The organism is Paenibacillus sp. GCM10027626 (assembly GCF_042676285.1).
Lineage (GTDB): Bacteria > Bacillota > Bacilli > Paenibacillales > Paenibacillaceae > Paenibacillus_Z.
Genome location: NZ_JBHTHC010000022.1, coordinates 130,544 through 140,753 on the forward strand (window position 1 = coordinate 130,544; position 10,210 = coordinate 140,753).

Genomic DNA, 10,210 nt, shown 5'->3' on the forward strand with positions numbered 1-10,210 from the left:
AGCGTAAGTCCACTGGCACAAACTTTACTGATATTTCCCCATGCGTGAATTATACGCAGTTCTCGACTTCTTGTTTAGCATTCAATTGATTAATCCTCCCAGAAAAAGAAACAATCAAATATCGTATAACTTTCGTTTTCATTAAAATTTGTAGGAATTAAAATATTAAAATCGAGAGGTTCTTCAAGAAAATCTTTACTTAGAATCTCAAAATGATAATTATTCAAATATTCCTTTATCCTGTTCTCTATTTCCATCCAATCTCCAGAAGGTACTGTTCCTATTAACTTGGATGTTAAAAACTCACGACTTCCTCCATGTGAATCTCGTGTAACTTGACTTCTTCCATATGCAGCGACAGGTGCGTGTCTACACACATACAGCAAAATACCATTGATTGTCTTGTTCCCTTTAACAATTTCTGTTGTTGAACCATCTTTTTTGTAGCAGAAGATAGGTACATATGACGCATAACCACTTCCATAGTGATTAAAGTCTGCTTCGACTTCCAAATTGTTTATTGAACTTAAACTACCTACTATATTATTGATATATGAGTCGATCTCTTCATCATTTTTCTGTTCAACATTGTAAGGATAGAATTCCCCAACAAATGTTTGATGGACTATCGACTTTAAGGTTATTTCATCTTTCTTCATATCTTTCCGCCTTTCGAGAATTGCGTATAACTTCTTATTTGCGAAATTCGCAAATATCTCATATCCAAAGTATTTGCGAATTGATTCGAACTATCCTGCCCGTCCCTCGGTTGAGAAACAGCAGCGGATCAGTCTGGCCGGCTGCCGTCATGTATTTATTGAGCTATTGTACCCGTCGTATTATGAGGTCAGCCATTTTTACTGGCTGACCACTTTTCTTTTAGTGGTGTATGTATCGGTAGCCGGGGTTGAACGATTGTATCCGTGAGAACGTATCCCGTAAATAAAACTGTTCGCCCCCTACTTGTAGAAACCATGTTTACAAACTACTGTAATCAATTTCTATCTCCTCTTTTGTTCCCGTTTTGAAAAAACGTATCTTTCCTTTATCCTTTACAACATATAAATCCGTTCCAACTGGCATATTATATAACATAAGAATAGAGGGATCGATGTTAGCAAGCGTATTGAAATCTAAAAAAACATTATTCTCGGCTATATTTATATATGATTCGCTATCAGATTTACCGATGAAGCGCCAACCATTATCCTCAGGGGCTACAGATTCCACTCTAAAACACCATTTAATTGGAGTTTTTCCATTGAAAATGCTTTTTGTGCATATGCATCCACCAGCATTCTCGATGAAAATAATTGGCTTTTTGATGCCTTTCCTTATTTTCCAAGCGTTCCAAAAATTCCAAAGCATAACTTTCCTCCGTTCCAAATTGCGGTCTGTGGGGGCAAAATTGACTTGGGCTGGACGACCTTCTCAATGTGAATAGATAGATGATTTTACTCTGTAGCTTGCTGCGATTCGCCCAACGGTCGAGCCGCCCGCTTATTTCTCGTAAGCTTGCTTCAATGCCCGGATATCGATTTTATCCATTTGCATCATGGCTTCCGTGACGTTTTTTGCTTTTCGGGCATCCTTGTCTGCCAGCAACTCGCTGAGGATCGTGGGAACGATCTGCCACGATAAGCCAAATTTGTCCTTCAGCCATCCGCACCGGCCGGGTTCTCCTCCATCAACGGTGAGCTTATCCCACAGCTCATCGACTTCCTCCTGAGTCGTGCAGTTCACGAAGAACGAAACAGCCTCGTTGAATTTGAAGTGTGGACCGGCGTTTAACGCCATGAACCGTTGTCCCTCCAGCTCGAAAGTTGCCGACATCAACGTCCCTTTTGGAAACGGCGCTCCATCTCCATAACGGGTGACATTCAACGTTCTTCCATTTTTGAACACCGAGCTATAGAAATTGATGGCTTCCTCCGCGTTATCATTGAACCACAAGAAGGGAGTAATTTTGTTTTGCATGAACATTTCCTCTCCTCAATTATCTAACGTTAGTTAGACTTTTTAATTTCTTTCGTTTTTTAACGCTGAAGCGGCCCGATGACTGAGGCGAACTTGTCGAGCGACTGGTTCATGCCCATGACGGCGTATTTGGACATTTGGCCCATCGTCCAGTTGTATTCGGTGATCGTCAGTTCCGTCTTGGTGTCGCTTAGGGCTTTAAATTCCATGATGAATTTAACCTCTTTCGGAAAATCAGATGGCATACCCACGTCTGCCGGGTCGATCGGGTTACCATCCTCGTCGGACAGGCTCTGCGTAAAATCAAGACGTTCCTCGGGCACAATTTTCGTATAAATGCCAGTGTTGTAGTAAACTTGGCCTCCTTGATCTAACGGCGCCTGCATGCAGAATAAATACTTGCCGCCAACACGAAGATCAATTTCGCATCGCGGTGAGGTGTAGTGAGCAGGACCCCACCAGAGTGCTACCAGCTTAGGATCCGTCCATCCTTTCCAGACCCACGCGATAGGGATGTCTAATATTCGAATGATCACGAGTTCTTGCGTGTTCGATTTTTGGTTCATCGGGATTCCTCCGAATCGTTTGGGGTTTTGGCAGCGTTCGCAATTTCTGATTTCATTACGGCCTCGAATGTATCCAAGCGTTGGCTCCATCGACGTCTCATGTTCCTGGACCAATCCTCGAATTCGACCATTGTAACCGTGTTGATCCGATAAATGCGTTGCTGCGCCCTTTTTTCCACAAGGATCAATTTCGCCTCAAGTAAAATCTTCAAATGCTGGGAGATCGCTTGCGGGCTGACTTCGAATTGATTGTGGATCTGAGATGCGGAGAACTCTTCATTGTCGGCAAGCATCTCCAGAATGCGGCGGCGCGTTGGATCTGCCAATGCGGAAAAAATATCGTTAGGCATACAGCTTGTTCCATTCCCCTCCTTCCTGATTACCGGTCTTGCTTGTGAGCTTCGTTTTGATTTCGTGGTGTGACTTAAGTTTATTTGTTGACCCAATATTACATCATTTTCTTTATAAAGTAAATGGTTTAATACTTATTTCTTAGTTACGTTTTACACCTCTTTCCTTGAACGTTCCACACTGATAAGACCCAATTCGGGGTACTCGACTTCGGCGAGGAATGGCTCTGCGACTACCTAAAAGAGTTCCGTGAGGCGGGGCTAGTTGAGGAGTAAGGAAGAAGGCGCCTGCCAGAAGCAGACACCTTTCTTATGTTTTAAACGAGGTAATAGTTCTGTACTTTCGTGCGGCTTTCGGCGTCGAGGCCGAATTCCTGCTCGAGGTAGGCGTCGATTGTGCCGTATGTTGATTCGATAGCCCCGAATACCGCTTCGAGGAACTCTCTGCGCAACTGAAGCATATTCATGTACGTATCCATTTGGTCTTCCGGGATATAGGCTTTAAGGCGATCCCTCATTTGATCATACATCGGAGTGAGCGTTTCGTTCGAGATCAGGTAATCTTCGATAATCGTCTCGCGCTCTACGCCAAGCGTCAGCAGAATCAAAGCACCGCCTACACCCGTACGGTCGCGGCCGCCCATGCAATGGTGCAGGAATGCCGCGCCTTCCTGCTCTTGGAACAGCTGCATCAGACGTTTGAACGAAGGATTGTTAATTGGCATTTTGCCATACATTCCCATCATCGCATCCAGCGTCATATGTTTCATGAGGTCCTTCTCGTAGTCGACATTCGTCAAACCAGGCTCGTTGATCGCCGGTACACGGATGTTCTGAACCGAAGGGATAACCGGGTCAGGCTGCTTCATCGCTTCATGATCATCGCGGTAATCGAAGATCACCGTAATCTTCAGCTCTTGTACTAACGCAATATCCTTCTCTGTCATTGTCGACAGATCTGCAGAACGGTAGATCAGACCTGGCTTTACTACACGTCCGTCTGCTGTTTTGTAGCCGCCCATATCGCGGAAGTTCAAGACGTTCTCCATAGGGATAATACGTTGGAATTGTTGAGTTGTCATTTAATTGTCTCACCTTTCAAATTAGGATTAGATTAAACAGCTTGCTCAATGGCTGAGCCACTTTGGAACATTTGATGTTCTTTGCCTTCATAGATGTGCTGTGTCATACGGTCGGTCAGCTCTTCCGCCTTGCCGTCGAAAACCACCCTGCCGCTCTTAATACCGACAATGCGGGTAGCATACTGCTTCGCAACATCAACCTGGTGCAGGTTCACGAGACAGGCAATACCCTGTTCCTTGCAGTTGGCATAAAGGGATTCCATAACGATTTTCGAGGAGTTCGGGTCAAGGGAAGCGATCGGCTCATCTGCGAGAATAAGCGAAGGCTTCTGAGCAAGCGCGCGGCAGATGCCGACCCGCTGCTTTTGCCCGCCGGACAGCTCATCGGCCCGTTTGTATACCTGCTCCTCAAGGCCAAGCTTTTGCAAGAGCGCAATGGCTTGCAGCTTGTCGCTTTCTGAGTAGCGGCTGAACACGCCATTAAAGGCGCTCATTTGGCCGAGACGTCCATGCAGCACATTTTCAAGTACACTTAACCGGTCTACCAGATTGTAATGCTGGAAGATCATGCCGATCTGCGATCGGATTTGACGAAGCTGTTTTTTGTTCGCTCCTACAATCTCTTGATTAAGGAATGCAATAGAGCCTTCAGTTGGATCAATCAGGCGGTTGATACAACGTAGCAGTGTTGATTTGCCCGCGCCGCTTGGTCCAATGACGGCGATGAATTCATTCGGGTGAACCTCAAGATCAATACCGTTCAAGGCCACTGTGCTAGTGCCGTATTGTTTCTTCAGGCCACGAATTTGAAGCATAGGTTTCATATGAAAAGGCCTCCCTTGATTTATTTGTGATTGCGTCCAGACAGGCGCAAGCGAATGATATTGGTTGTCATCTCTAGCAGGAATAGCGTAAAGAAGACGATGAGAATACCAAGCGACAGTGGCTTGAAGTCATAGAAGCTGATGTATTCCTGCAGCAAAACGCCAATTCCGCCCGCACCGACGATCCCGAGTATGACCGTTTCAGCAACGGTAATTTCAAAGTTGAAAGCAACACTAGCAAGGAATGCGGTCATGAGCTGGGGTGTTACGCCATTGAACATGAGGTTCCACCAGCCGCCGCCGACAGCCTTGACTGCTTCGATGATGTCTTTGCCGGCTTCGTCGATCTGGTCCGAGAAGACGCGGGTCAAATAAGCAACGGTCGGGAATATCAGTCCAAGCACGCCGGCCATTGAACCGAAGCCAATGCTCGCTACCGCCAGCAATACCCAGATCGTAACAGGAATCGTCCGGATAATAACGATGAGTGCACGAATGAGTTTGGCAAGGATCGGAACAGGCGCTGTGTTAGTTGCAATCACAAAAGCAAGGAAGAACGAAATGACGACACTAATGACTACGGTTAAGAAAGCAATAATGAGTGAAGTAAGCAAGCCATCCATTAACTCCGGGAATTGCGTAAAGGACATTTGCATCATCATATCCGCAATATGCGGAATCTGATGAAGTCCTTCTGTGAATTGATTCAGGTCAAACTTTAAATAGAAGAAGCAAGGTATGAAGAGTAGCGCCATGATGCCGATGAACCAGCGCTGCTGGCGTTGTGTCGATTTATGGCCAATCCGGATTTTACTCAAATTAATCGCTCCCTTATCCGTTTCGTCATAAACTCAATGACCAGAATCATGACGATCAGAATACAAATCACGGTTGAGGTCCGGTTGTATTGGAACAAATCCATCGTCAATTTGATCTGGGAACCGATGCCTCCGGCACCAACAAGGCCGAGGATCGCGGAGGCCCGGATGCTGAGCTCAAACATAAACAGCGTCCAGGAGATGTACCCGGGAACAAATTGCGGAATAATGGCATGCTTGATTTTTTGCAGGTAGCCTGCCCCCATTGCATCAAGAGCTTCGGTCGCATGGCTGTCGATCTCCTCAATCGCTTCCGCATAGACACGGGCAAGGAAGCCGCTGCCGAACAGGATCAGGGAGAAGATGCCCGGCATGCTGCCGACTCCGAAAATAACGACGAGAATCGATGCCCATAAAAGGAACGGAATATTGCGGAGCAAGGAGATGAAGCCGCGTATAATCGTTCGAATAACAGGATGAGGGGTAGTTTGACGAGCCATCAGGAAGCCAAACACCAGTCCGATGACCGATGCCAGCACGGTTGCCACTACACCGTAAGCGAGTGTATCCAGAACAGGTCCAAAGTATGTCGGTAAGTCCGATCCTTTAGGCGGCAGGAAGTCGGTAAACAAGAAGTGTAGGAAAATCGGAATACCGCCAATAAACTCCGTGATACTGAAATTGATATACCAGAGTGAGAAAACGACAGCGGCTGCAAAAAAAGCAAGCGAAACATTTCTCTTAAGCTTTTTTTGCTTTACCGCAGCTGCAGTTTGCACGAAGACAAGCCTCCTTCATTAATACTGTGCGGGATTATTTCAACAGATCATCAGGGCTAAGGTTCAATTTTTTTGCAATATCACGCAGACCGTCGAAGTCGCTGTCTTTGGCTTCAATGAACTTCGCGTCTTTCGAACCTACGATACCCTCGAGGTATTCCGGGTTGTCATAAGAGAGTAAGAACTCTTTCACCGATGCTTTAAAATCTTCCGGAAGGTCTTTACGGATACCGATCGCTGTGCCTGGAAGCGCCTGCGATTGTCCGATAATACGGTAGGAATCTTTCTCGATAATGCCTTTTACTTCCAACATAGCTGGCATCATGGCTGATGTGCCAATTGCGTCATATTGTCCGCGAAGCAAGCCGAGAACCGCTTTGTCGTGTCCGCCTGCGAATTGGACATCTTTGAAGAATCCTTTTTCAAGTTCCTCAGGAGTAAGGCCCAGCTCGTCAGCAAGGATAGATTTCGGCAGTAGATGGCCTGTTGTTGATACCGGATCAACGAAGCCGAATGTTTTACCTTTCAATTCAGCCAGCGTCTGAATTGGGGAATCTTTTTTTACAAGAATGACAGAAGCTGGTTGGTTCGCCATCGCAGGAATGGAAATCTCTGCAACTGGCTCAACGTTCGCGCGGTCAACCGCTACGATATAAGAGAATGGACCAAAGAGAGCATAATCGGCTTTACCATTTTTCATCGCTTCGATTGCAGCGTTGTAGCTTGTAGCTTTATACGATTCAACGCGAATGCCAAGCTTCTCGGACAATTTTGTTTCAAAGTCTTTGTTCAGCTTAATCGCCGTGTCACTGTTTTCACCTGGCAGGTACGCGATGACGAATTTTTTCGGCGCGCCTTCTTTGTTGCTTGAACAACCGGCTAGCATCGTGAGTGCAACTACAAACAAGGTCATGATTAGTAAAGCTTTTTTCATTTTTCTCTTTCCTCCCTATAATGGACAATAACCTGTATACAGGTTGTATAATACGTGAGTTTTATTATCGGATCGTTAGCGATTGTCCATTATTGTGTTAAAAAATTGTTGAGGTATTGTAGACGCCAAATAAGTAGTCTAAAATAGGGACAGAACAGGAAAGGATGCTTCCCATGTCACTTATTCAGAAGGCATATACCTATATAAGAGAACAGATTTTGCAGGGAGAATTCATGCCTGGCACGATGCTCTCTGAAGTAGAACTCGCCGAACAGCTAGGTATGAGCCGAACGCCGGTGCGGTCCGCGATGTCGCAGTTGGAGTCACAGGGTTATGTGAGCGCGATTCAGAATCGGGGGATCTTTGTAAAAGAAGTATCTTTAAAGGAAATACTCGATATGATGGAGGTTCAGCATGCTTTTCAGCGGATGGGGCTGAGGGCAATCATCGAGATGGGGGAGAAGCCGGATCTCGCCGCGATGCAGGCGCATCTGGAAGGACAAATCGAGGCAAAGGAACGGGGCGATTATCTCAGCTATCTTCAGCATTTTCATCAGTTTAATCGTTGCCTGATTGCCGCTTCGCACAATTCTGTTGTGCTTCAGATGTTTGATACCCTGCAGGACAAGATGCTGCGATTCTCAATTGTTGCCTATAAGAAGACGCCGCATATTCCGCATTTCTCCGCGAGCAAGATCAGCCGGACTATATTGGATCATCTAATCGACGGTGAATATGAAGAAATCGGGGAAATCATGGATCAGATGCTCATTCTCGGCAAGAAACGTTTAATTGAAATTAACTTGATGAAGATATAACCCTCATACTGCTGCCACGCATGAATAAGGCGCTCCTGAAGCATATTTAGTAGAATAATTCCGATCACAAGAAGGATGCGTTGTACCACTCGCTAAACTCCCTCAAATGCTCATGTTTTCTTAGATTTTGAATGTGTTGCGGATTTAACAGGAAACTTTTTTCATGGATCTAAATAGAAGTTAAAAAAAATAGTGGGGTGCAAAACATCCCCACCTAGAACTTTTTATGACCGATGCCCATACACTACATGATCAGTGTATATCATCATAGACGGAGGATAACAAATATGTGCTTTCACGGAAATTTCGGAGGTTTTGGGCACGGAGGTTATGGAAGTCCTTTTTTTAATCCTTGCTTATTTCGCCAACCTTTAACATTTTATCCGATTACCCCTCGACAACCCTACACACATTACGTAGGAACATCTCACCACATAAACCCGGAGCAACAAATGGCACCTCAATTTTACAATGATTTTCATCGAAATGTATTAGCAGCACAAACCACACCACTTCCTGCTCCGGGAATGAAGGTGGATCGAAACAATACCGCTTTAGTCATCACAGATCCGCAAAATGACTTTTTAAGCCCAACAGGTGTAGCATGGAATTTAGTTAAAGAAAGCGTTGCTGAAAATCATACGATTGAGAACTTAGAATTATTATTAAAAACCGCAAAGGAAAATACGTTTAAAGTGTTTGTGTCCCCACATTGGTATTATCCCTATGACCAGAAATGGATGTTTGGGGGAGTTTTAGAGCATGTGATGCACGATCTCAAGATGTATCAACGAAAAAGTCCATTGTCGCTTGAAGGCTTTAAAGGTTCTGGTGCCGACTTTCTGGATAGATTTAAGCCATATATTGAGGATGGTCAAACCGTCATCACAAGTCCGCATAAAATCTTCGGACCCGAAGCCAATGACTTGGCTTTGCAGTTGAGAAAACAGGGAATTTCCCGCGTCATTCTTGCAGGTATGTCTGGGAACCTGTGCGTTGAATCTCATATGCGTGAACTAATAGAACAAGGATTTGAAGTGGCAGTTGTTCACGATGCCACAGCTTCTGCAAAAACGAACGACTTGGATGGGGATAAAGCCGCAAAGATAAATTTTCGAATGATTGCAAGTGCTTCATGGTCTACAAATGAGACTATAGATAAAATGAAAAAATCCATTCAAAGGGAAGAGCATCATTCAGTTTGAAAGTATAAACACGATGATCGTTTTTTAAATCCCAACCGGTTCCACATGTCCCCCTCACCTATTTCATCATCAACATCGGAATTTAATTCTTTGCCTGTTACCGCACTATGCGATAGGCCCCTCGATCGCCTTGCTGAGCCGAAGTTGAAAATCAGCGGTATCCGTAGCATGATTACGAACATAGATACGGTATTCCCCGTCTTCGGGAATCGTGATACTCACTTTACCTGTTCCTGTCTTGACAAATTCGCCGTACTCTTGTTCCGTTGAGATCGAGAGGAGTCCTATCTCGAGTTCTCCTTCTTCTTTGCTGGTCACCGCAAGGGTGAACGTCTCGCCTTTTTGGAACGACAGCTGTGCAAAATTGTTGTATCCTTTTCCTCGTAACGTAATGGATAAGTTTTGGCCATCCTTGGTTGTAATGCGGCCTGCTTCCACTGGCGCTTTCAAGGCTTTGGACGTTTGCCCTTCCGGCTGTTGACGCTTATCACCTTCATCTACTGCAATTTTGACGGTTCCTTTAATGTCTTCCAGCACCCCGCTGCTATTTCCCTGATCCAAAGACTTGCCATCAAAATTCCCAACCCTTGACATCCTCCCCCGCCTACACTTTGCTTAGAGGCGGGGGATTCCCCTTATTCGCCTCATTAGCGTGAAGCAGGTTCAGTTACCGTTACCTTAGGAATTTGTTTCATGATCACAGAATAGGCTCGTACGCTCGCTTCTGTATCCGAACAAACTCCGGGGTTCAGTTCCGTCCATGTTGAACGTCTTTGGTGTGACGGATAGAACTTCTCGGTTAGGTATTCAGCACAGTCAGGTGCCTTATGCAAGGTATCTAGCCCTGCACAACGGCT

Annotated in this window: 13 protein-coding genes; 2 read left to right on the forward strand and 11 right to left on the reverse strand. The window is 45.4% G+C overall.

Going from position 1 to position 10,210, the window contains the following annotated elements; translation table 11 throughout:
- Positions 1 to 89: 89 nt before the first annotated feature.
- The 10 genes from ACFQ0N_RS30660 to ACFQ0N_RS30705 form a co-directional block, all read right to left on the reverse strand.
- Positions 90 to 659 carry a hypothetical protein gene (locus ACFQ0N_RS30660; RefSeq protein WP_379333672.1) on the reverse strand — a complete coding sequence of 190 codons (570 nt, stop codon included), beginning with the start codon at positions 657 to 659 and terminating at the stop codon, positions 90 to 92.
- Positions 660 to 978: 319 nt separating this feature from the next.
- Entirely contained in the window at positions 979 to 1,368 is a 390-nt protein-coding gene (locus ACFQ0N_RS30665; protein ID WP_379333674.1) for an immunity protein Imm33 domain-containing protein, read from the reverse strand.
- A gap of 132 nt (positions 1,369 to 1,500) precedes the next feature.
- Positions 1,501 to 1,977, reverse strand: a complete 477-nt coding sequence (locus ACFQ0N_RS30670; RefSeq protein ID WP_379333676.1) for a VOC family protein — start codon at positions 1,975 to 1,977, stop codon at positions 1,501 to 1,503.
- A 59-nt stretch (positions 1,978 to 2,036) separates the two neighbouring features.
- Complete coding sequence (locus tag ACFQ0N_RS30675) at positions 2,037 to 2,543, reverse strand: SRPBCC family protein (protein WP_379333678.1); 507 nt, start codon at positions 2,541 to 2,543, stop codon at positions 2,037 to 2,039.
- Positions 2,540 to 2,893: an ArsR/SmtB family transcription factor gene (locus ACFQ0N_RS30680; RefSeq protein WP_379333680.1), complete on the reverse strand. Its 354-nt coding sequence runs from the start codon at positions 2,891 to 2,893 to the stop codon at positions 2,540 to 2,542. The genes ACFQ0N_RS30675 and ACFQ0N_RS30680 overlap by 4 nt, the downstream gene beginning before the upstream one ends.
- Before the next feature lie 317 nt (positions 2,894 to 3,210).
- A complete protein-coding gene (locus ACFQ0N_RS30685) occupies positions 3,211 to 3,975 on the reverse strand; it encodes a tyrosine-protein phosphatase (RefSeq protein WP_379333682.1) in 765 nt (254 codons plus the stop codon).
- 32 nt (positions 3,976 to 4,007) lie between these two features.
- The gene (gene phnC, locus ACFQ0N_RS30690; protein ID WP_379333684.1) at positions 4,008 to 4,799 is read right to left on the reverse strand and encodes a phosphonate ABC transporter ATP-binding protein; all 792 of its coding nucleotides are present in this window, start codon (positions 4,797 to 4,799) and stop codon (positions 4,008 to 4,010) included.
- Between the two features lie 20 nt (positions 4,800 to 4,819).
- A complete protein-coding gene (locus tag ACFQ0N_RS30695; RefSeq protein ID WP_379333686.1) occupies positions 4,820 to 5,617 on the reverse strand; it encodes a PhnE/PtxC family ABC transporter permease in 798 nt (265 codons plus the stop codon).
- Complete coding sequence (gene phnE, locus ACFQ0N_RS30700) at positions 5,614 to 6,396, reverse strand: phosphonate ABC transporter, permease protein PhnE (RefSeq protein WP_379333688.1); 783 nt, start codon at positions 6,394 to 6,396, stop codon at positions 5,614 to 5,616. The genes ACFQ0N_RS30695 and phnE overlap by 4 nt, the downstream gene beginning before the upstream one ends.
- A gap of 34 nt (positions 6,397 to 6,430) precedes the next feature.
- Complete coding sequence (locus ACFQ0N_RS30705; protein WP_379333690.1) at positions 6,431 to 7,330, reverse strand: phosphate/phosphite/phosphonate ABC transporter substrate-binding protein; 900 nt, start codon at positions 7,328 to 7,330, stop codon at positions 6,431 to 6,433.
- Between the two features lie 173 nt (positions 7,331 to 7,503).
- On the opposite strand from ACFQ0N_RS30705, the gene ACFQ0N_RS30710 reads away from it, so the two are divergent.
- A complete protein-coding gene (locus ACFQ0N_RS30710) occupies positions 7,504 to 8,148 on the forward strand; it encodes a GntR family transcriptional regulator (protein ID WP_379333692.1) in 645 nt (214 codons plus the stop codon).
- A 452-nt stretch (positions 8,149 to 8,600) separates the two neighbouring features.
- Positions 8,601 to 9,353: a cysteine hydrolase family protein gene (locus ACFQ0N_RS30715; RefSeq protein WP_379333694.1), complete on the forward strand. Its 753-nt coding sequence runs from the start codon at positions 8,601 to 8,603 to the stop codon at positions 9,351 to 9,353.
- A 105-nt stretch (positions 9,354 to 9,458) separates the two neighbouring features.
- On the opposite strand, the gene ACFQ0N_RS30720 is transcribed toward ACFQ0N_RS30715, so the two are convergent.
- Entirely contained in the window at positions 9,459 to 9,947 is a 489-nt protein-coding gene (locus ACFQ0N_RS30720; protein ID WP_379333696.1) for a hypothetical protein, read from the reverse strand.
- Positions 9,948 to 10,210 lie beyond the last annotated feature (263 nt).

Excerpts from the sequence above, each read along its gene's own strand:
- phnC (WP_379333684.1), bottom strand. The coding sequence starts at position 4,799 with ATGAAACCTATGCTTCAAATTCGTGGCCTGAAGAAACAATACGGCACT.
- ACFQ0N_RS30705 (WP_379333690.1), bottom strand. The coding sequence starts at position 7,330 with ATGAAAAAAGCTTTACTAATCATGACCTTGTTTGTAGTTGCACTCACG.
- ACFQ0N_RS30720 (WP_379333696.1), bottom strand. The coding sequence starts at position 9,947 with ATGTCAAGGGTTGGGAATTTTGATGGCAAGTCTTTGGATCAGGGAAAT.
- ACFQ0N_RS30670 (WP_379333676.1), bottom strand. The coding sequence starts at position 1,977 with ATGCAAAACAAAATTACTCCCTTCTTGTGGTTCAATGATAACGCGGAG.
- ACFQ0N_RS30710 (WP_379333692.1), top strand. The coding sequence starts at position 7,504 with ATGTCACTTATTCAGAAGGCATATACCTATATAAGAGAACAGATTTTG.
- ACFQ0N_RS30675 (WP_379333678.1), bottom strand. The coding sequence starts at position 2,543 with ATGAACCAAAAATCGAACACGCAAGAACTCGTGATCATTCGAATATTA.
- ACFQ0N_RS30680 (WP_379333680.1), bottom strand. The coding sequence starts at position 2,893 with ATGCCTAACGATATTTTTTCCGCATTGGCAGATCCAACGCGCCGCCGC.
- ACFQ0N_RS30685 (WP_379333682.1), bottom strand. The coding sequence starts at position 3,975 with ATGACAACTCAACAATTCCAACGTATTATCCCTATGGAGAACGTCTTG.
- ACFQ0N_RS30665 (WP_379333674.1), bottom strand. The coding sequence starts at position 1,368 with ATGCTTTGGAATTTTTGGAACGCTTGGAAAATAAGGAAAGGCATCAAA.
- ACFQ0N_RS30660 (WP_379333672.1), bottom strand. The coding sequence starts at position 659 with ATGAAGAAAGATGAAATAACCTTAAAGTCGATAGTCCATCAAACATTT.
- ACFQ0N_RS30715 (WP_379333694.1), top strand. The coding sequence starts at position 8,601 with ATGGCACCTCAATTTTACAATGATTTTCATCGAAATGTATTAGCAGCA.